Source organism: Trinickia camelliae (assembly GCF_053525655.1).
Genome location: NZ_JBCHAA010000001.1, coordinates 731,694 through 750,469 on the forward strand (window position 1 = coordinate 731,694; position 18,776 = coordinate 750,469).

The following is an 18,776-nucleotide window of genomic DNA, read 5'->3' on the forward strand; positions in this document are numbered from 1 at the left end:
AGACTGCAATGACCCAAACCAATCGCCAGATTCTGCTCGTATCGCGCCCGCAAGGCGCGGTCACGCCCGACAACTTCAAGCTCGTCGAAACGCCCCTTGGCGCGCTCGGTCCCGGTCAGGTCCGCGTGCGCAATCACTTCCTGTCGCTCGACCCGTACATGCGTGGACGCATGAGCGATGCGAAGTCGTATGCCGAGCCGCAGCCGCTCAACGAAGTGATGATCGGCGGCACGGTGGGCGAAGTGGTCGAATCGAACAACCCTGCGTTCGCCGTCGGCGACAAAGTGGTTGGGGCGCTCGGCTGGCAGGAGTACGGCACGTCGGACGGCGTCGGCCTGCATAAAGTCGACGACACGCACGTGCCGCTTTCCGCCTATCTCGGCGTGGTCGGCATGCCGGGCGTGACGGCCTGGTACGGCCTGAACAAGATCATCGCGGCGCGCGCCGGGCAGACGATCGTCGTGAGCGCGGCGAGCGGCGCGGTCGGCGGCGTCGTCGGGCAGTTGGCGAAGCTGGAGGGCTGCCGCGCGGTCGGCATCGCGGGCGGGCCCGACAAATGCCGCTACGTGGTCGAGACGCTCGGCTTCGACGCCTGCGTCGATTACAAGGCCGGCAATCTGTACCAGGACCTGAAGGCCGCGACGCCGGACGGTGTCGACGGGTGCTTCGAGAACGTCGGCGGCGAAGTGTTCAACGCCACGGTCGCGCGCATGAATGCGTTCGGCCGGATCGCGCTCTGCGGGTGGATCGCGGGCTACAACGGCGAGCCCACGCCGATCACGCAGCCGTCCACCCTCCTGCGTTCGCGCCTCTTGATGCAGGGCTTCATCATCCTCGAGCACCTCGACATCTGGCCTGAAGCACTGCGCGAACTCGGCGGGCTCGTCGCGCAAAAGAAGCTGCAGTATCGCGAGACGATTTCGCAAGGTCTTGAGAGCACGCCGGAAGCATTCATGGGGCTCTTGACGGGCAAGAACTTCGGCAAGCAGCTCGTCAAGCTGATTTGATCAGAGCGTCAGGAATCCGCTGTAGAGACCATATGCCGCCGCGATGGCGGCGATCACCACGGCGGCGCAAATCGGCTTTTCCAGGCGGGTAAAAACGGGCCGGCCGTTTTCCCGCTTGGCGCGCGCGAACAGAATGGTGCCGGGCGCGTAGAGCAGCGCCGACAGCATCAAGTACTTGATCCCGCCCGCGTAGAGCAGCCAGAGCGCGTAGAGGACGGCGAGGGCCGCGATGGCGAGATCCTTAGCGCGGTCCTGCGGGTCGCGCTGGTAGGTCTCGCCGCGCGCGGCGAGCAAGAGACCATAGGCCGCCGACCAGAAGTAGGGAATGAGGATCATCGAAGTCGCGAGATAGATCAGCGACAGATAGGTGCCTTGCGAGAACAGCGTGACGATCAGAAAGACTTGCGTCATCGCGTTGGTGAGCCACACCGCGTTCGCCGGAACGCTGTTCTGATTTTCCTTGCGCAGAAACGCGGGCATCGTGCGATCCCGCGCGGCCGAGAAGAGGATTTCCGCGCACAGCAGCACCCACGACAACAGCGCGCCCGCCAGCGAGATCGCGAGACCGACGGCGATCAGAACCGCGCCCCAGTGGCCGACCACGTGCTCGAGCACGCCCGCCATCGATGGGTTCTTCAGCTTCGCGAGGTTCGGTTGCGTCATGATGCCGAGCGACAGCACGTTCACCAGCACGAGCACGAGCAGCACGACGCAAAAGCCGAGCACGGTGGCGCGGCCGACGTCGCTGCGTTTTTCCGCGCGAGCCGAGAAGATGCTCGCGCCTTCGACGCCGATGAACGCCCATACGGTCACGAGCATCATGTTGCGGACCTGATTCATCACGCTGCCGAGCGAGACGTTATGACGGCCCCAGATGTCCGCCGTGAAGATGTCGAGCCGGAAGGCGAAGGCGCAGATCGCGATGAAGAGGGCGATCGGCACGATCTTGGCGACGGTCGTGATTTCGTTCACGCGCGCCGCTTCCTTGATCCCTCGCAGCACGAGAAAGTGCAGGCCCCACAGCACCGCCGACGCGCACGCGATCGCAAGCGGCGTGTTGCCCTCGCCGAACGCCGGGAAGAACAGCCCAAGCGTGGAAAAGAGCAACACGAAATAGCCGACATTGGCGAGCACCGCGCTGACCCAGTATCCCCAAGCGGACGCGAAGCCCATGTAGTCGCCGAAGCCGGCCTGCGCGTAGGCGTAGATGCCGCCGTCGAGCCGCGGCTTGCGATTGGCGAGCGTTTGGAACACGAACGCGAGCATCAACATGCCGATGCCCGAGATGACCCAGCCGAGCAAAACGGCGCCGACATCGGCGGTGGCCGCCATGTTTTGCGGCAGCGAAAAAACGCCGCCGCCGATCATCGAGCCCACGACCAGCCCAGTCAACGCGCCGAGCCGCAATGTGTTCGTCTTTTCAGTCGCGGCGCGCTGCGTGAGTTCTGCCATGTTTGAATGGGATAGTCGGCGGGAGGGGTTGGAATTTTAACTTTGCGCCACCGATAAATCAGCGATTCCCATTCATTTTCACAGCAGAGACGCAATCGAAAAGCGCTTATCGACGACCATAGTTTCACCCGTTGAAATAAAGGATCGGCGTATCATTTGCGCCTTTACGAAACGAAACCGCTAGGAGACGAAATGGAGCACTTCGCAGGCAAGGTCGCGGTCATTACCGGCGCGGCGAGCGGTTTCGGTCGCGCATTCGCGGCGAAGGGCGCTGCGCTCGGCATGAAGCTCGTGCTGGCGGATGTCGATGCGAACGCGCTTGCCGAGGTCGTCGACGCGCTCAGCGCGCAGGGCGTCGAAGCGATCGGCGTGCCGACCGACGTCTCGAACGGCGACGCCGTCGAAGCGCTCGCGCAGCGCGCGCTCGACGCCTTCGGCAAGGTGCATTTGCTCTTCAACAACGCGGGCGTCGGCGCAGGCGGCTTCCTGTGGGAAAGCAGCGCGAAGGACTGGGCCTGGGTGTTCGGCGTCAACGTGATGGGCGTCGCGCACGGCGTACGCGTCTTCACGCCGATCATGCTGCGGCAGAACGAGCCGGCGCATATCGTCAACACGGCGTCGGTGGCGGGCTTGCTGTCGCCGCCGTCGATGGGCATCTACAACGCGTCGAAGCATGCGGTCGTCTCGTTGACCGAGACGCTCTTTCACGACTTGCGCAATGCGGGCGGTCCCGTGGGCTGCTCGCTGCTGTGCCCGGCCTTCGTGCCGACCGGCATCGCCGATGCGGAGCGCGCGCGTCCCTCCGAGTTGCGCAACGATGCGCCCGCGACGGCCTCGCAGGTCCTCGCCGGAAGGCAACTTCAGAAGGCGGTGCGCGGCGGCAAGCTGTCGGCCGACGATGTCGCCGAGCTCACGTTCGACGCGATTCGCGAGCGACGTTTCTACATCGTCACGCACCCGAGCATTTTGGAGAGCGTGCGGCTGCGTCATGAGGACATCGAACAGATGCGCGCGCCGACCGATCCGTATTCCCTCAAACCCGAAGTCCGCGATTAACGATGCCGCTGAACCGCAAGGTCGAGCAGGTGCTCGACATGATTGCGCGCGCCAAGCGTCCCGCCTATCACGACCTGACGCCGCAGGCCGCGCGCGCGTCCTATGAGAAGAGCGCGCCGATTCTCGAAATCGCCGCCGCAAAGATGTTTTCCGTCGACGATCTCGAGGTGCCGACGCGCGACGGTGCGCACATCCGTGCGCGTCTTTATCTGCCCACCGAGCCGAGCTGGGCGGAACCGTTGCCCGCGCTCGTCTACTTCCACGGCGGCGGCTTCACGGTCGGCAGCGTGGACACGCACGACGCGCTGTGCCGCATGTTCGCGCGCGATGCGCGTTGCGCTGTGCTGTCGGTCGACTATCGCCTGGCGCCCGAGCACAAGTTTCCGACCGCTGTCGACGATGCCTTCGACGCGCTCAGCTGGCTCGCCGAGAACGCGCTCACGTACGGCGTGGATGCGGCGCGCCTCGCCGTCGGCGGCGACAGCGCGGGCGGCACGCTGGCGACGGTGTGCGCCGTGCTCGCCCGCGACGCCGGGCTCGATCTGGCGCTGCAGCTCCTGATCTATCCCGGCACGACCGGGCACCAGGCGACGGATTCGCATCTGCGTCTCGGCGACGGTTTTTTATTGTCCGGCGAGACGATTCAGTGGTTTTTCGGGCAGTATCTGCGCGATGCGTCCGACCGCGACGACTGGCGCTTCGCGCCGCTCGACGGCACGCGCGATGCGCCGTCGTTTGGCGGCCTGGCTCCCGCGTGGATCGCGACGGCCGAATACGATCCGCTGTCGGACGAAGGCGAGGCGTACGCGGCCAAGCTTTCGGCGCTGGGCAACGTCGTGACGCTCAAGCGCTACGCCGGAATGATTCACGAGTTCTTCAAGATGGGCGGCTTCGTGCCGGAGGTGGCGCGCGCGCATGCCGAAGCGGCAGCGGCGCTGCGCATCGCGTTCGAGACGGATTGACGTTGGCAAAGACGGCGTTTGCCGCGCGTAGCGCGCGCGAGCCGGGGAGAGGTCGATGAGCAAAATCATCCTGCACGTAGGCGACTGGGCGACGCTCGGTCTCGACGCCGCGCGCGTGCGCGACGCCGTCTTCGTGCGCGAGCAGCAAATTCCAGCGGACCTCGAATGGGATTCGGCCGACACCGATGCGCTGCATGCCGTCGCGTACAGCGAACGGCTCGGTGAGCGTCATGCGGTCGGCACAGGGCGCTTGCTGCCGACGGGTGCGATCGGCCGCATGGCGGTGCTGCGCGAGGCGCGGCGCGGCGGCGTCGGTTCGCGCGTGCTCGAAACGCTGATCGGCCATGCTCAGCAGCGCGGCGACGGGCATGTCGAGCTTTACGCGCAGCGTTCAGCGGTGTCGTTTTATCTACGGCACGGCTTCGCGGTTATCGGGGAGGAGTTCGTGGAGGCCGGCATACCGCACGTGCAGATGCTGCGCGTGTTGCGCGGGCCCGAAGCGGAGGCTTGAGGGTTTCGAGCTCGGGTTTTGCCCTGCGCGAGCGCACTTTAATCGAGTGCGTTTCGCTCGATCTCGAACGCAAACGACCGCTCGAAGTTGCCGGGCCGCACGAGTTGGTGCGTGCCGTCGTCGTCGCTGCGCTCGGTGATATCAACCGAGAATCCTGCCTCGCGGGCATTCACCCGCAGCGCCGTCGTGCCGCGCGTGCCGTATTCCGGCGTCTCGATGAACGCGGCCGACAGCGCGCGCTCCCGCTCCAGCGGGAGGCCCGTGGACGGCAATTCGTCGTCGTGAGCGGTGCGCGGATCGCGCATCAATTCAATCAGCGCAGCAAGTGGCGGTGCCGCATCGCGCTCGAGCAGCTGGCGCAATTCATCGCGTTTCCTCACGAGCTTCGGCCACGGTGTATCGAGCACCGCGTTCGAGATCGCGTGCACGCCGGTATCGAGCAGGATCGGCGCGGCGGACGAGCGGTTGCAATACCAGCCCAGTTCGCGGCGCGTGAAATCGCCGGCGAGCAGATTGAATCCGTTGTAGGCCGCGCCGTTTTCGGCGACGCGATGGAGGTAGTCGAGCGGCGCGAGCGGGGCGCCCTGCAGATACGCCGACACGAGCGTGCCGCGCGTCGGCGCGTCCGGGAGCATGTCGTTCGGCGCGCGGTAGTTGGTCAGCGCCGCGAAGCGCCCGTCGCGCGACACGCCCAGCCAAGTGCCGCCCGCCGTGAGATCGCGCCCGGCGAGCAGAGCGGGCACGTCCGCCCACCACGCGAGCGGGTCGGCCGTGCGCCGAAGGTATTCGTCGCGATTGGCGCTCAGCGTGAAGAGCGGGCCGTGAACGGCGGCGGGGCGCCAGTCGAAGACGATCAGGCACATGGCGCTGATCTCAAACTTCGGCCGGCAACGAATACGGCAACGGCAGGAAACGCAGCGCGGGGCCGTCCGCCGCGCCCAGATGCACCGAGCCGCCTTCGAGCGCCGCGAGCTTGATCTCGACGAGCGCATCGACGCCGCCTTCGGGCGCCGACGCCGCATTGACGATCTGCCCGCACGGCTGGCTCGGGTCGTCCGAGTGGAAGAGTTCGCTGCCTGCGCGGATATCGGCCAATTCCCCGGCGACGTTCGCGAGCGCCATGCGCCGCTTGATCGTGCCCCGGTACTGGCTGCGCGCGACGATCTCTTGCCCGGGATAGCAGCCCTTGCGGAAATTGACGCCGCCGAGCACGTCGAAATTGACCATCTGCGGGACGAACTGCTCGATCACCGGTTGAGTGATGCGCGGTTCGCCCGCGCGAATGTCGAGCCAATCCCACACGGCAGGCGACACTTGTGTCAGCGCGCCCGCGAGCTTCGGCAGACTTGCAGCGACTTCCGCCTGAGGCCCGATCCAGAGGTAGCGCGGCCGGCCGGCCGCATCGGGCACGCGAATCAGCGATCCGGCAGGGCCGTCGACCTGAACGTGCACGGAGTCGGGCAACGCGTCGAAAACGTGCGACAGCGCCTTGCGGACGTCGCCCGCGAGGCCGACCACCGTCAGCTGCCCGCTCGCGTCCGCGAGCTTGGCTTTCGCGCGCAGCACGAACATCGACAGGCGCTTTTGCACCGACGTTTGCAGATCCTTCGAAATCAGGAGGCGAATCGTGTCGCCCGTGCGCCAGCTCAGGAACGACGCGAGCAGGCGTCCCTTCGGCGAGCAATAGCCGGCAAGGCGCGCCGTGGCGGCATCGAGGTGCTGGACGTCGTTCGTGAGCTGGCTATGCAGGAAGCTCGCGGCATCGTCGCCATGCACGTCGATCACGCCGAACTGCGTAAGCGTCGTGTAGGCGCCGCGTTCGAGGACCGCCTCGAATTCGGCGTCCGCGGGCCGGGGCAGGAGCGGCAACGGAGCGGCGGCCGCGTGGGTGGCTGCAGGGGTTGCTGCGTTAGGTGCCGTCACGGCCGGCGCGGGTGTCGCTGAAGCGTTGGGGAGATTCATGGAATCGGTGAGCAGTCAATCCTGACTTTGGCGTAGGCGAGCAGTTATTATATGAGGTCCACCTGAGTCACGTTCCGCATGTCCCTTCTGAAGAAATGCCTCGCTCTCGGGGCAGCCGTTGTCGTGCTTGCCGCCGCGGCCACCGCCGGCGGCTATTATTGGGCGGTGAACCCGCTCACGCTCGCACAGCCCCAGCTCGACGTCACGATCAAGCCGCACAGCACGGTGCGCAGCGTCACGCTGCAGCTCAATCGCGGCGGCGTGCCGGTCGAGCCCGAGCTGTTCATCGCGATGACGCGCGTTCTGGGCCTCCAAAGCGAGCTCAAATCGGGCAACTACGAATTCAAGACCGGCATCACCCCGTACGATCTGCTGCAAAAAATGGTGCGCGGAGACGTCAACGAGTACGTCGCGACGATCATAGAAGGCTGGTCGTTCAAGCGCATGCGCGCCGAGATCGACTCGAACCCCGCCATCAGGCACGACACCGTGGGCATGAGCGATGCCGACCTGCTCGCGACGATCGGCGCGACCGAAACGGGGCTGACGAACGCCGACGGTTTGTTTTTTCCCGATACGTATCTGTTCGACAAGGACACGAGCGACATCGACATCTATCGCCGCGCCTACAAGCTCATGAAGCTGCGCTTGAACGAGGCATGGTCGGGGCGCGCGGCGGGCCTGCCTTACAAGACGCCTTACGAGGCGCTGATCATGGCGTCGCTGATCGAAAAGGAAACGGGCAAGGCGGGCGACCGGCCGCTCGTCGCGGCGGTGTTCGACAACCGGCTGCGCATGGGCATGCCGCTGCAGACCGATCCGACGGTGATCTACGGCATGGGCGACGCCTATGCCGGCCACTTGAAGAAGCGCGATCTGCAGACCGACACTCCCTACAATACGTACACCCGCACCGGCCTGCCGCCGACGCCGATCGCCTTGCCGGGCGCCGCGTCGCTGCAGGCGGCGATGAATCCGGCGCCGAGCAGCGCGCTCTACTTCGTATCGCGCGGCGACGGCAGCAGCCAATTCTCAGACACGCTCGACGACCACAACAAGGCCGTCGACAAATACATTCGAGGTCAATAAACGATGGCGCGCGGGAAATTCATCACGTTCGAAGGCATCGATGGTGCGGGCAAGACCACGCATCTGAGTTGGTTTCGCGAGCGCCTCGACGCGTTGCTGGCGCCTTCGGGGCGCGCGGTGGTCGTGACTCGCGAGCCGGGCGGCACGCCGCTTGGCGAAGCGCTGCGCGAGATGCTGCTGCATCAGTCGATGACGCTGGAGACCGAGGCGCTGCTGATGTTCGCGGCGCGCAGCGAACACATGGCGCAAGTGATCGAGCCGGCGCTCGCACGCGGCGATTGGGTGCTCTCGGACCGCTTCACCGACGCGACCTTCGCCTACCAGGGCGGTGGCCGCGGCTTGCCGCGCGACAAGCTCGAAGCGCTCGAGCGCTGGGTGCAGGGCGGTTTCGGTCCGGATTTGACCGTGCTGTTCGACGTGCCGACCGAGACCGCGAGCGAGCGGCGCGGTGCGGCGCGCGCGCCCGACAAGTTCGAGAGCGAATCGGAAGCGTTCTTCACCCGAACGCGTGCCGAATACCTGCGGCGCGCGGAAGAGGCGCCGCACCGGTTTGCGATCGTCGACGCGACGCAGAGCATCCCGCGCATCCAGGAGACCCTCGAAGGCATCATCGCGAGCCTCGCGGCGTGATCCGCGGCCGTATTCCCCCGACCAACCGTCAAGCGAACGAAAGCCAAACATGATTTACCCGTGGCAAACCGACGACTGGAACCGCCTGCAACAGCTGCGCGCGCAGTGGCCGCATGCGCTCTTGCTCTACGGCCAAGCCGGCATCGGCAAGCTGCGCTTCGCGCAGCATCTCGCGCAAGGGCTCTTGTGCGAGGCGCCGACTGCGAACGGCGAGCCTTGCGGCACGTGCGTCGCATGCAACTGGTTCGCGCAGGGCAATCACCCGGACTACCGGATCTTGCTGCCGGAAGCGCTGGCCGCCGAGGCGGGCCCGGCCGCCGCTGCCGCTGCTGAAGAAAAAGCGGACGCGGACGACGGCAAGAAAACCAAGACGCCGAGCAAGGAGATCAAGATCGAGCAGGTGCGCGCGCTGCTCGATTTCGTCGGCGTCGGGTCGCATCGCGGCGGGGCGCGCGTGGTCGTCGTGTATCCAGCCGAAGCGCTGAACGTCGCGGCGTCGAATGCGCTGCTGAAGACGCTGGAGGAGCCGCCCGCTGGGGTCGTGTTCCTGATGGTGTCGGCGCGTGTCGACCGGCTGCTGCCGACGATCGTGAGCCGCTGCCGTCAATGGCCGATGTCGACGCCGGCTGCCGACGCGGCGGCGCAATGGCTCGCGGCGCAAGGCGTCGAAGATGCCGCCGCGCTCCTCGCGGAAGCGGGCGGTGCGCCACTCACGGCGCTCGCGCTCGCAGCCGACGAAAACCGCGTGCTGCGCGACTGGACCTTGAAGCAGCTCGCCGCCGGCGCCGATTGCGACGCCTTCGCGTGCGGCGAGACGCTGCAAAAGCTGCCGGTGCCGGTCGTGCTCGGCTGGATGCAGCGCTGGCTCTACGATTTGCTCGCCGAGCGCACGGCGGGCGCGCCGCGCTATTTCCCGGCGGCGTCGACCGCGCTCGCGCGTTGCTCGGCGCAGGTCGATGCGAATGCGTTCGCGCGCTTCATACGGACGGTCACGCGTCAGCGCGCGGTCGAGAACCATCCGCTGAACGCGCGCCTCGTCTTCGAAGAGCTGTTTATCGGCTACCGCGAGCTGTTTGCAGAACGCGCTTGAGCGGGCCTGGCAGCCGGCCGAGGCCGGCGCTGATTCGCCGGTCGCTTGAAGCCGCCACGACGCCGTTCCTCGTTACATTTTCAGAACCGTTTCCCCATGAGCCATTTCTACCGCGACGCCACGCTCGACGATTTGCCCGCCATCGTCGCCATCTACAATTCGACCGTGGCAGGACGCCAGGTGACGGCCGATCTCGAACCGGTCACGCTCGACAGCCGCGTCGCCTGGTTTCACGCGCATGGGCCGCAAGCGCGCCCGCTGTGGGTCGTCGAGGAAGCAGGGCGGGTCATCGCGTGGCTCAGCTTCTCCGATTTCTACGGGCGTCCCGCGTACTCGCGCACGGCCGAAGTGAGCATCTATCTGGACGAAAGCGCACGCGGCAAAGGGCTCGGCAAGAAGTTGCTCGCCGCTTCGCTCGATGTGGCCCCGAGACTCTCCATCGATACCGTGCTCGGCTTTATCTTCGGCCACAATGCACCGAGTCTCGCGCTGTTTCGCCATTTCGGCTTCGACGAGTGGGGGCGCTTGCCGCGCGTGGCGGTGCTCGACGGCGTCGAGCGCGATCTCGTGATCCTAGGGCGGCGGCTGACGGACGCCACCTCGGCGGCGGTCTGACCCTCTCGATCGAAGCGCGCGTTTTTTAGTCTCACCCCTCAGTCTCATCGTTATCGCAGCACAGGAACTCACGATGTTTGTCGACTCGCACTGCCACATCAACTTCGAAGGTCTCGGCGACCGCTTGCCCCAAGTGCTCGAAAACATGCGCGCGCACTCGGTATCGCATGCGCTGTGCGTATCGGTCGATCTCGAGACGCTGCCTTCGGTGCTCGATATCGCGCGCTCATATGACAACGTGTTCGCCTCGGTCGGCGTGCATCCCGATCACGAGGATGCGAAAGAGCCGAGCGTCGCCGAGCTGGTGGAGCTGGCCGAGCATCCGAAGGTCGTCGCGATCGGCGAGACCGGTCTCGACTACTACCGCCTCGAAGGCCGCACCATCGACGACATGGAGTGGCAGCGCGAGCGCTTTCGCACTCACATCCGGGCCGCGCACGCGACGATGAAGCCGCTCATCATCCATACGCGTTCGTCGTCCGACGACACGCTACGGATCATGGAGGAGGAGCGCGCAGGCGTGCCGGGCGGCGTGATGCATTGCTTCACCGAGCCGTGGGCGATTGCCGAACGCGCGCTCGCGCAGAATTTTTACATTTCGCTGTCGGGCATCGTCACCTTCAAGAGCGCGACCGATGTGCAGGACGTCGCGCGGCGCGTGCCGCTCGAGCGTCTTTTGATCGAAACCGACTCGCCGTACCTTGCGCCAGTGCCGTATCGCGGCAAACCCAATGAACCTGCGTACGTAAGTTATGTCGGACGCTTCATCGCGCAGCAGCGCGAGATAGCGGAAGCGGAGCTGGCGGCTGCCACGACGCAGAACTTCTTCCGCCTGTTCAAGAGCGCGGCGCCTGCCGCGTCTTGATTAAAAATGTCATTATTATCAAAGCACTGGGGAATGGAATTAAAGTTGAACATGAACAATATCACGACTGAATCGCAACCTGTCGCCACCCTTTCGAACCGCTCAGGCGCGCAGCGCCCCGGAATCGGCCGCCGCGCCGGACGCCTGACGCTCGCGCTCGCGGGCGGCCTGATGTGCGCGGCGCTCGCGTCGCCGAGCGCGTTTGCGACGCCGGCCGATACGATGATCAAGGCGGTCAAGTTCGACGACGTCAGCGAGGTCAACAAGCAGCTCGCGAACGGCATGGACCCGAACCTCGTCGACCAATACGGCATGCCGATTCTCGTGATCGCCGCGCGCGAAAAGTCCGACAAGGTCGCGGCCGCGCTGATCGCGAACCCGAAGACGGACATCGAAAAGCTCGACTCGGCCGGTGAAAACGCGATGATGCTCGCCGCGCTGAACGGCGACGCGGACCTCGTCAAGCTCCTGATCAGCAAGGGCGCCGAGGTCAACAAGAAGGGCTGGGCGCCGCTGCACTACGCCGCGACGAACGGCCAGGACGAAGTCGCGCAGGTCCTGATCGACCACTCGGCCTACATCGACGCCGGCTCGCCGAACGGCACGACGCCGCTGATGATGGCCGCGCGCGGCAACCACATCACGACGGTCAAGGTGCTGCTCGACGCGGGCGCCGATCCGACCGTCAAGAACCAGCTCGGCCTGACCGCGCTCGATTTCGCGAAGCAATATCACGCGAAGGACGTGGCCGAGGGCCTGACGGCGCGGCTGCAGAACATGCAGACCACCCCGTCCGGAGCCTCTGCCCCGTCACAAAACAGTGCAAAATAACGAAGTTGCAGCGCGGCGCTCGCCGCGCTCACTGAATCGGCCTATAAATCGACACAACGGGCCGATCCCCACACCGCGTTACACCGCTCAAATGAAAGGAAAACCATGCTGCGGGCTTTGATATGCGCCGGCGCGCTGGCCGTGCCGCTGACGGCAGCCGCGTTCACGGGAGGCGACCTCAACAAGCTGTGCACAAGGACCGACGTGGCATCGCGTAGCGCGTGCGCAGCCTATATCGAGGGCGCGGCTGACGGCGTGTACAACACGATCGACGCCATCGGCGGCACCACGGGCCCGCGTGTCGGGCAATATTTCTGCCTGCCGGCGGACACGCGCACGCAGCAGATGACCGATGCGGTGCGCAAATACGTCGCCGAAAACCCGAACTCCGTAAATTACAACGCGAGCACGGTGATTGCGCTTGGGCTTGGCAAAGCGTTCCCATGCAAGTCGAACCAATGAACTGAAGCGATGACGCCATGAGCCGCTTGGTGGTGGTCTCCAACCGTGTGGCAACGCCGACGGAAACCAAGGGCTCGGCGGGCGGTCTCGCGGTCGCCGTATTCGGCGCGTTGAAGGACATGGGCGGCGTGTGGTTTGGCTGGAGCGGGGACGTCGTCAGCGAGACGGTCGCGAACGCCGGGCCTAACCTCGAAGTGGACGGCGCGGTGACCTTCGCCACGGTCGGCCTGCCGCGCCGCGACTACGACCAGTACTACCGCGGCTTCTCGAACGCGATGCTGTGGCCGGTATTCCACTATCGCAACGATCTCGCCGTCTACGAGCGCGACGAGTATGCGGGCTACCGGCGCGTCAATGCCTGGCTCGCGCATAAGCTCATCAAGCTGCTCGAACCGGACGACATCGTCTGGGTTCATGACTACCACCTGATTCCGTTTGCCGAGGCGCTGCGCCAGGAAGGCATCGGCAATCGGCTCGGTTTTTTCCTGCATATCCCGTTTCCGTCGCCGCAGATTCTGCTCAACGTGCCGCCGCACGAAGAGCTCGTGAAGTCGCTGTGCTGCTACGACTTGCTGGGCTTTCAGACGGAAAGCGATCAACTGGCCTTTCACGATTACATCGTCCGCCACGCGCACGGCACTGTGCGGCCAGGCGGGCAGGTCGAGGCGTTCGGCCGGACGCTGCGCACGGGCGTCTACCGGATCGGCGTGTTTCCCGACGAGATCGCCGAGCAGGCGGAACGCTATGAAAGCCGCCAGCATGTGCTGGAGCTCAAGGAAAGCCTCGAAGGACGCAGGCTCATCATGAGCGTGGACCGGCTCGACTATTCGAAGGGCCTCGTCGAGCGCTTTCGTGCGTTCGAGCAGTTGCTCGAGAAAGCGCCCGAATGGCGCGGCAACGTCACGCTCGTGCAGGTTGCGCCGCCGACGCGTTCGGACGTCGACACCTATCAGCAGATTCGTCAGCAACTCGAGTACGAGGCCGGGCGGATCAACGGCCGCTATTCGGGCCTCGACTACACGGCGATCCGCTACCTGAACCAGCGCTACGACCGCCAGAAGCTGATGTCGCTCTTTCGCGAGTCGCAGGTCGGCTTCGTTACGCCGCTGCGCGACGGCATGAACCTCGTCGCGAAAGAGTACGTCGCCGCGCAGAATCCCGACGACCCCGGCGTGCTCGTGCTGTCCTGCTTCGCGGGCGCGGCCGACGAACTGACGTCCGCGCTGCTCGTCAATCCGCACGACATCACGGGCATGTCCGAGGCGCTGCAGCGCGCGCTGTCGATGCCGCTCGCCGAGAGACAGCGGCGTCATCAGGCCAACATGGCGGTATTGCGCAAGAACAATCTCGGCGTCTGGCGCGACGCGTTTCTCGCCGATTTGCACGGCGTGCCGCTGACTTCACAACCGACGCCGCCCGGCACGCCCGAGCCGCCTTCGGCCCCCGGCGCCGACACGCAGCACTAAAAACCCATCGCCTGATGCTGACGACGCTGGCCATCGCCAATTACCGCTCTTTGCGCCACCTGCTGATCCCGCTTGGCGGGTTGAACGTCGTCACCGGGCCGAACGGCAGCGGCAAATCGAGCGTGTACCGTGCGCTGCGCCTGCTGGCCGAGACGGCGCAGGGCGGGGTGATTCCGTCGCTGGCGCGCGAGGGCGGCTTGCAATCGACGCTGTGGGCCGGCCCCGAACGCTTCTCGCGCGCGATGCTGGCGGGCGACCAGCCGGTGCAGGGGACCACCCGCAAGGACCCGGTGAGCCTCAAGCTCGGCTTCGCAAGCGACGAATTCGGCTACGCGATCGACCTCGGCCTGCCGTTGCCGAGCAGTTCGCAGTTTTCGCGCGATCCGGTGATCAAGCGCGAGTGCATCTGGAGCGGGCCGTTTCTGCGGCCGTCGGCGCTGCTCGTCGACCGCCAGGGCGCGGCGCTGCGCACGCGCGACAGTGACGGCGAATGGGCGACGATTCCACAGCCGGTCGCGAGCTTCGAAAGCATGATGACGGAGTTCTCCGATCCGCGAAGCGCACCCGAAATGATCGCTTTGCGCGAGCAGATCCGTTCGTGGCGCTTCTACGATCACTTCCGGACCGATGCCGAATCGCCCGCGCGGCTGCCGCAAATCGGCACCCATACGCCGATGCTCGCCGATGACGGCGCCGACCTCGCCGCGGCGCTGCAGACGATCCGCGAAATCGGCGATGCGCGCGCGCTCGATCAAGCCATCGACGACGCCTTCCCCGGCTCCAGCATCGGGATCGAGAACCACGACGGCCGCTTCGAAGTCACGATGCGGCAGCACGGCTTGCTGCGTCCGTTGAAGGCGGCCGAGCTGTCGGACGGGACGCTGCGCTACCTGCTGCTGGTCGCGGCGCTCCTGACGCCGCGGCCCCCGGCACTGGTTGTGCTTAACGAACCGGAGACGAGCCTGCATCCCGACTTGCTGCCGGCGCTTGGGCGGCTGATCGCGCAGGCGGCGGGGCGCTCGCAGGTCATCGTTGTCTCGCATGCCGCGCGGCTCATCGCGGCGCTCGAGCGGGAGCCGCAAAGCCATTCGATCGTGCTGGAAAAGGTGTTTGGGGAGACGAAGATCGCGGGCGCCGACGATCTCGACCTGCCGGCGTGGAAGTGGCCGTCGCGCTAGCGGTGGCCTGGCGCCGGGCTGTGGCATGAGCGCGCGGGCCCATAAGCACCCCGAATCCGGATGTTTCGCGACTGTAACAGGACCGAGGAAGTGCAATACTTCCCGTCGCTTTACGCACGATCCGCGATAATCGAGCCTAAATGAACCGAAAAAGCGGGCGGGCAGCGGCTGGAACGGCGCGCTGCCGAGCCCCCGGGAACCCAACGGCCGCGAGAGCCGCTACCTGCGACGGCGTACCCGTCCAGACATGGAGAGCCAGAAAGATGAAGATTGCGCAGATCGCCCCTCTGACCGAGTCGGTGCCCCCGAAGCTTTACGGCGGCACGGAGCGGGTTGTGTCGTACATCACGGAGGCGCTGGTCGATCTCGGCCACGAAGTCACGCTGTTCGCCAGCGGCGACTCCCAGACGAGCGCGAAGCTCGAGCCAGTGTGGCCGCGCGCCTTGCGCCTGGATCCGGCGATTCGCGACCGGATCGCCCCGCACATGCTGCTCATGGAGATGGTGCGGCGGCAGGCCGAAGAGTTCGACGTGCTGCACTTCCACATGGATTACTACTCGTTCTCGCTGTTCAAGCGGCAGGACACGGCCTTCGTCACGACGCTGCATGGCCGGCTGGATCTGCCCGAGCAGCAGCCGGTATTCGATACGTTCAATACGGCGCCGGTGATTTCGATCTCCGATGCCCAGCGCGCACCGTTGCCGCAGGCCAAATGGCTGACGACGGTTTATCACGGCCTGCCGGAGATGCTCTACACGCCGCAGCCGGTCGAGCAGAAGTACCTCGCGTTCCTCGGCCGGATCTCGCCGGAAAAACGCGTCGACACGGCGATCCGCATCGCCTCGCGCTGCGGCCTGCCGATCCGGATCGCGGCCAAGATCGACGCCGCCGACCGCGAATACTTCGAGCGCGACATCAAACCGCTCTTCGACCTGCCGCACGTCGAGTTCATCGGCGAGATTGCCGATCATCAAAAGGCCGAATTTCTGTCGGGCGCCCATGCGCTGCTGTTTCCGATCGATTGGCCGGAGCCGTTCGGCCTGGTGATGATCGAAGCGATGGCCTGCGGCACGCCGGTCATCGCGTTCAATCGCGGCGCGGTGCAGGAAGTGATCGACGAGGGCATCTCGGGCTTTATCGTCGAGGACGAGATCAGCGCCGTGGCGGCCGTGAACCGCTTGCATACGGTGCCGCGCAAGCGCGTGCGCCAGCGCTTCGAGGAACGCTTCACGTCGCACCGCATGGCCAAGCAGTATCTCGAGGCGTATCAGGCCGTGATTCGCGCGCAGAAGCGCTCGCGCTTCAAGGTGATCGATACGACGTCGAGCTGACCGCGCCGGCCATGTGCCAATGAAAAACGGCGATGCGTTCACAACGCATCGCCGTTTCTTTTTCCGCGTCCTGCGCGCGACCGGGACGCCTTCGAGGCTTCCCGGCGCACAGGCAGCGCCCGTTAGATATTGAGGCGCGAGACCTTCGTGCCTTGCAGCGACAGGTCGCCCATCAGCCCGGCGTTCGTCAGCACGAACACTTCGACGGGCGAGGTGGCCGTATTCGTGTCGACCGCGCCGTTCGCGCCCATCTTCACGAGCGCGACCGAGGCGTCGCCGCCGGCCGACCAGCCGTCCGTGCTGCGGAATTTGTCGAGCGATTCCTGCGTCATGAACAGGAACACGATGGCCTTCGACTGCGCACCGGCCTGCAAGCCGAGCGAGCCCGTTGCCGTGCTGTAGTAGCCGACGGTGCTGCCGCCCACGCGCAGCGCGCCTTCGCCATATTGACCGCCGACGATCAGGCCGGCTTGGATGACCGACGGGAACACCAGCACGCCGCGGGCTTTGCCGACGAGCTCACGCGAGCCCGGCACCGTCGCATAGAGACGCGACATCGTGGCATCCACGCTCGCGTTGATCGACTGGCGCTTGGAAGCGTTGGTCGCGCTGTTATCGGGTGTGTTCGGGGTGGTCGTGCAGCCTGCCAGCGCGAGGCTGCCCACTACGAGCGCCGTTGCTGCCTTGAGCATCAAGTTGCGTTTTTGCATCTTTTTCTCCGTCGTGGATCTTCAAGGAAAACCTCACAAAATGAGAGGTTTGTATGAAGCGTTATAACACAGAGACAAGTTTCCGAACCCCGATCCAATCTCGAAAAGCCTTGCTGGGCGTGGCTCTCTGCGGATCGACAGTTCGTTTCGGTAATTCGGACCGGTTCGCCAAACCTTCCATTTCGCGCAATGTTTGAGCGTCCGGCGTGCCTGTAAAGCGGCGCTTCGCGCGCCTGACGAGTAAGGCAGCAGAAGCCATGCCAAGCGCGAGACTAGCTAAATGAGCGGCTCAATGATTCACCGGGCTCTTCACGGGGGGCGGCCGGCGCAAGGCGCGGCGGATGCCCGCGATCACCAGGCCGACGGCAAAGATGAACGCTGCCGGCACGATCCAATAGCCGACGAACGCGTGCCAGAGATAGCCCGCAAGCGTGCTTTTTCTGAGGGCGTATAGGTCGATGGCCTCCTGTTGCCGCGCTGCATTGGCGGCCAGGACCTCGGCCGGGCAGCCGGCCGAGCGCGCCTCGTCCGGCTTGCCGTGACAGCGGGCCGGGGCGCCTGCGGCGCGTTGGGCGTCGGTGAAGGTCCAGGTCGTGAGCGCGTTGTTGAGGTCGACCGTGTTGTAGGCCATCTCGTCCTGTATCTCACGTACCGCGACGATCATCACCGGCACCAGCCAGAAGGTGATGACGATCAGCCACCGCCTGAACCAGCGGTTTTGTCTCCATGCCATTCCTGCCTCCGCAATGCATCACGCATCAACGATGAGACGGCGGCCCGATGGCGCTTAGTCGTATTTGGGGAGCGGGCCGTCTTTGCAGCCATCATAAAAGAAAATGCGACATATCGCCGCATCATGAATCGCCCGCGGGGCGACCGCAGATCAATGCAGGCCAAAAGCGGTCGCAGCCGCACGGCCGCGCGGCTGCGTTCAGGCCGGGCCGAGCCAGGCCCGAGAGGCGCGGAAAAGGCTCGGGCTTAGCCCTTGTTGCTCAGGCAATCCTTCATGAATGCCTTGCGGTCGTCGCCTTTCTTGTCGGCGGCTTGCTTGTTGCACATCGTCATCTTCTCTTGCTGCGTCATCGGCTTCGCGCTGGCGGCCGGGGTCTTCGACAGACAGTCCTTCATGAACGCCTTGCGGTCATCGCCCTTCTTGTCGCCAGCCTGTTGGTTGCACACCGTCATTTTCGATTGCTGGCTGTTTTGCGCGAAAGCGGGGGAGGCGAGCGTGGCGCCGGCGAGAACGGCGGCAAACGCGGACAGGGCGATAGCGGATCGGATCTTCATTCGACACTCCAAACGGGTGATTAGCGTTATTGGCGATGCGACCACGCGCGGATCGGCCTTCAAGTCACAAAAGACTCAGAAGCGACTAATAAGCGACTCGAACGGGCTGGGCGCCGTCGCATTATGGCAAAGCTATCGCGATAAAAGCCAGAAATGCCAATTCGAAAAGACCATGCGTAATTTCTTCAAATTGGCTGGTAATTCGGGTGTTGTAAGTCGCTCGCAGTGAAATGCGGCGCGCATGCCGGTGACGCGACCCGAATCGCTGCCGT

General features: G+C 65.2%; 20 protein-coding genes. 14 read left to right on the forward strand and 6 right to left on the reverse strand.

Features of this window, described 5'->3' with window-relative positions; genetic code table 11:
• Window positions 1–8 precede the first annotated feature (8 nt).
• Complete coding sequence (locus AAHK20_RS03255) at window positions 9–1,007, forward strand: NADP-dependent oxidoreductase (protein ID WP_449179973.1); 999 nt, start codon at window positions 9–11, stop codon at window positions 1,005–1,007.
• Here AAHK20_RS03255 and arcD read toward each other — a convergent pair whose 3' ends face one another.
• Window positions 1,008–2,459, reverse strand: coding sequence for an arginine-ornithine antiporter (arcD, locus tag AAHK20_RS03260; RefSeq protein WP_449179974.1), 1,452 nt, complete (start codon window positions 2,457–2,459; stop codon window positions 1,008–1,010).
• 192 nt (window positions 2,460–2,651) lie between these two features.
• On the opposite strand from arcD, the gene AAHK20_RS03265 reads away from it, so the two are divergent.
• The 3 genes from AAHK20_RS03265 to AAHK20_RS03275 are packed head-to-tail and all read left to right on the forward strand — an operon-like array spanning window position 2,652 to window position 4,988.
• Window positions 2,652–3,515 carry an SDR family oxidoreductase gene (locus AAHK20_RS03265; protein ID WP_449179975.1) on the forward strand — a complete coding sequence of 288 codons (864 nt, stop codon included), beginning with the start codon at window positions 2,652–2,654 and terminating at the stop codon, window positions 3,513–3,515.
• A 2-nt stretch (window positions 3,516–3,517) separates the two neighbouring features.
• Entirely contained in the window at window positions 3,518–4,477 is a 960-nt protein-coding gene (locus AAHK20_RS03270) for an alpha/beta hydrolase (RefSeq protein WP_449179976.1), read from the forward strand.
• Between the two features lie 55 nt (window positions 4,478–4,532).
• Entirely contained in the window at window positions 4,533–4,988 is a 456-nt protein-coding gene (locus AAHK20_RS03275) for a GNAT family N-acetyltransferase (RefSeq protein ID WP_449179977.1), read from the forward strand.
• A gap of 38 nt (window positions 4,989–5,026) precedes the next feature.
• Here the strand turns inward: AAHK20_RS03275 and AAHK20_RS03280 are convergent, their stop codons facing one another.
• Both AAHK20_RS03280 and ygfZ read right to left on the reverse strand, forming a co-directional pair.
• Entirely contained in the window at window positions 5,027–5,851 is an 825-nt protein-coding gene (locus AAHK20_RS03280) for an NRDE family protein (RefSeq protein WP_449179978.1), read from the reverse strand.
• Window positions 5,852–5,861: 10 nt separating this feature from the next.
• On the reverse strand, window positions 5,862–6,950 hold the full coding sequence (gene ygfZ / locus AAHK20_RS03285; RefSeq protein ID WP_449179979.1) for a CAF17-like 4Fe-4S cluster assembly/insertion protein YgfZ: 1,089 nt from the start codon (window positions 6,948–6,950) through the stop codon (window positions 5,862–5,864).
• 78 nt (window positions 6,951–7,028) lie between these two features.
• Between ygfZ and mltG the strand changes: the two genes are divergently transcribed.
• The 10 genes from mltG to AAHK20_RS03335 all read left to right on the forward strand — a co-directional run bounded on the left by mltG (window position 7,029) and on the right by AAHK20_RS03335 (window position 16,507).
• Window positions 7,029–8,039 (forward strand): endolytic transglycosylase MltG, encoded by a 1,011-nt coding sequence (mltG, locus tag AAHK20_RS03290; RefSeq protein WP_449179980.1) that lies wholly within the window; start codon window positions 7,029–7,031, stop codon window positions 8,037–8,039.
• A gap of 3 nt (window positions 8,040–8,042) precedes the next feature.
• A complete protein-coding gene (gene tmk, locus AAHK20_RS03295) occupies window positions 8,043–8,669 on the forward strand; it encodes a dTMP kinase (RefSeq protein ID WP_449179981.1) in 627 nt (208 codons plus the stop codon).
• Window positions 8,670–8,718: 49 nt separating this feature from the next.
• Window positions 8,719–9,759 carry a DNA polymerase III subunit delta' gene (locus AAHK20_RS03300; RefSeq protein ID WP_449179982.1) on the forward strand — a complete coding sequence of 347 codons (1,041 nt, stop codon included), beginning with the start codon at window positions 8,719–8,721 and terminating at the stop codon, window positions 9,757–9,759.
• Window positions 9,760–9,855: 96 nt separating this feature from the next.
• A complete protein-coding gene (locus AAHK20_RS03305; RefSeq protein WP_449179983.1) occupies window positions 9,856–10,374 on the forward strand; it encodes a GNAT family N-acetyltransferase in 519 nt (172 codons plus the stop codon).
• 73 nt (window positions 10,375–10,447) lie between these two features.
• Entirely contained in the window at window positions 10,448–11,239 is a 792-nt protein-coding gene (locus AAHK20_RS03310; protein ID WP_449179984.1) for a TatD family hydrolase, read from the forward strand.
• Window positions 11,240–11,290: 51 nt separating this feature from the next.
• The gene (locus tag AAHK20_RS03315; RefSeq protein WP_449179985.1) at window positions 11,291–12,070 is read left to right on the forward strand and encodes an ankyrin repeat domain-containing protein; all 780 of its coding nucleotides are present in this window, start codon (window positions 11,291–11,293) and stop codon (window positions 12,068–12,070) included.
• 105 nt (window positions 12,071–12,175) lie between these two features.
• The gene (locus AAHK20_RS03320) at window positions 12,176–12,532 is read left to right on the forward strand and encodes a Rap1a/Tai family immunity protein (protein WP_449179986.1); all 357 of its coding nucleotides are present in this window, start codon (window positions 12,176–12,178) and stop codon (window positions 12,530–12,532) included.
• 17 nt (window positions 12,533–12,549) lie between these two features.
• The gene (gene otsA / locus AAHK20_RS03325) at window positions 12,550–13,998 is read left to right on the forward strand and encodes an alpha,alpha-trehalose-phosphate synthase (UDP-forming) (RefSeq protein ID WP_449179987.1); all 1,449 of its coding nucleotides are present in this window, start codon (window positions 12,550–12,552) and stop codon (window positions 13,996–13,998) included.
• Between the two features lie 14 nt (window positions 13,999–14,012).
• Window positions 14,013–15,176, forward strand: a complete 1,164-nt coding sequence (locus AAHK20_RS03330) for an AAA family ATPase (protein WP_449179988.1) — start codon at window positions 14,013–14,015, stop codon at window positions 15,174–15,176.
• Between the two features lie 263 nt (window positions 15,177–15,439).
• Window positions 15,440–16,507 (forward strand): glycosyltransferase family 4 protein, encoded by a 1,068-nt coding sequence (locus AAHK20_RS03335; RefSeq protein ID WP_449179989.1) that lies wholly within the window; start codon window positions 15,440–15,442, stop codon window positions 16,505–16,507.
• A 122-nt stretch (window positions 16,508–16,629) separates the two neighbouring features.
• Here AAHK20_RS03335 and AAHK20_RS03340 read toward each other — a convergent pair whose 3' ends face one another.
• From AAHK20_RS03340 to AAHK20_RS03350, 3 genes are all read right to left on the reverse strand, one after another.
• Window positions 16,630–17,217, reverse strand: a complete 588-nt coding sequence (locus AAHK20_RS03340; protein WP_449179990.1) for a BPSL1445 family SYLF domain-containing lipoprotein — start codon at window positions 17,215–17,217, stop codon at window positions 16,630–16,632.
• A gap of 289 nt (window positions 17,218–17,506) precedes the next feature.
• Window positions 17,507–17,950, reverse strand: coding sequence for a hypothetical protein (locus tag AAHK20_RS03345; RefSeq protein WP_449179991.1), 444 nt, complete (start codon window positions 17,948–17,950; stop codon window positions 17,507–17,509).
• Window positions 17,951–18,195: 245 nt separating this feature from the next.
• Complete coding sequence (locus tag AAHK20_RS03350; RefSeq protein WP_449179992.1) at window positions 18,196–18,504, reverse strand: PsiF family protein; 309 nt, start codon at window positions 18,502–18,504, stop codon at window positions 18,196–18,198.
• Window positions 18,505–18,776 lie beyond the last annotated feature (272 nt).

What these genes read in the sequence shown, in the direction of transcription:
- AAHK20_RS03300 (WP_449179982.1), top strand. Translation starts at nt 8,719, where the DNA reads ATGATTTACCCGTGGCAAACCGACGACTGGAACCGCCTGCAACAGCTG.
- otsA (WP_449179987.1), top strand. Translation starts at nt 12,550, where the DNA reads ATGAGCCGCTTGGTGGTGGTCTCCAACCGTGTGGCAACGCCGACGGAA.
- AAHK20_RS03335 (WP_449179989.1), top strand. Translation starts at nt 15,440, where the DNA reads ATGAAGATTGCGCAGATCGCCCCTCTGACCGAGTCGGTGCCCCCGAAG.
- ygfZ (WP_449179979.1), bottom strand. Translation starts at nt 6,950, where the DNA reads ATGAATCTCCCCAACGCTTCAGCGACACCCGCGCCGGCCGTGACGGCA.
- AAHK20_RS03275 (WP_449179977.1), top strand. Translation starts at nt 4,533, where the DNA reads ATGAGCAAAATCATCCTGCACGTAGGCGACTGGGCGACGCTCGGTCTC.
- AAHK20_RS03305 (WP_449179983.1), top strand. Translation starts at nt 9,856, where the DNA reads ATGAGCCATTTCTACCGCGACGCCACGCTCGACGATTTGCCCGCCATC.
- AAHK20_RS03345 (WP_449179991.1), bottom strand. Translation starts at nt 17,950, where the DNA reads ATGGCATGGAGACAAAACCGCTGGTTCAGGCGGTGGCTGATCGTCATC.
- AAHK20_RS03315 (WP_449179985.1), top strand. Translation starts at nt 11,291, where the DNA reads ATGAACAATATCACGACTGAATCGCAACCTGTCGCCACCCTTTCGAAC.
- AAHK20_RS03280 (WP_449179978.1), bottom strand. Translation starts at nt 5,851, where the DNA reads ATGTGCCTGATCGTCTTCGACTGGCGCCCCGCCGCCGTTCACGGCCCG.
- arcD (WP_449179974.1), bottom strand. Translation starts at nt 2,459, where the DNA reads ATGGCAGAACTCACGCAGCGCGCCGCGACTGAAAAGACGAACACATTG.
- AAHK20_RS03255 (WP_449179973.1), top strand. Translation starts at nt 9, where the DNA reads ATGACCCAAACCAATCGCCAGATTCTGCTCGTATCGCGCCCGCAAGGC.
- AAHK20_RS03350 (WP_449179992.1), bottom strand. Translation starts at nt 18,504, where the DNA reads ATGAAGATCCGATCCGCTATCGCCCTGTCCGCGTTTGCCGCCGTTCTC.
- mltG (WP_449179980.1), top strand. Translation starts at nt 7,029, where the DNA reads ATGTCCCTTCTGAAGAAATGCCTCGCTCTCGGGGCAGCCGTTGTCGTG.
- AAHK20_RS03330 (WP_449179988.1), top strand. Translation starts at nt 14,013, where the DNA reads ATGCTGACGACGCTGGCCATCGCCAATTACCGCTCTTTGCGCCACCTG.
- tmk (WP_449179981.1), top strand. Translation starts at nt 8,043, where the DNA reads ATGGCGCGCGGGAAATTCATCACGTTCGAAGGCATCGATGGTGCGGGC.
- AAHK20_RS03270 (WP_449179976.1), top strand. Translation starts at nt 3,518, where the DNA reads ATGCCGCTGAACCGCAAGGTCGAGCAGGTGCTCGACATGATTGCGCGC.
- AAHK20_RS03340 (WP_449179990.1), bottom strand. Translation starts at nt 17,217, where the DNA reads ATGCAAAAACGCAACTTGATGCTCAAGGCAGCAACGGCGCTCGTAGTG.
- AAHK20_RS03265 (WP_449179975.1), top strand. Translation starts at nt 2,652, where the DNA reads ATGGAGCACTTCGCAGGCAAGGTCGCGGTCATTACCGGCGCGGCGAGC.
- AAHK20_RS03310 (WP_449179984.1), top strand. Translation starts at nt 10,448, where the DNA reads ATGTTTGTCGACTCGCACTGCCACATCAACTTCGAAGGTCTCGGCGAC.
- AAHK20_RS03320 (WP_449179986.1), top strand. Translation starts at nt 12,176, where the DNA reads ATGCTGCGGGCTTTGATATGCGCCGGCGCGCTGGCCGTGCCGCTGACG.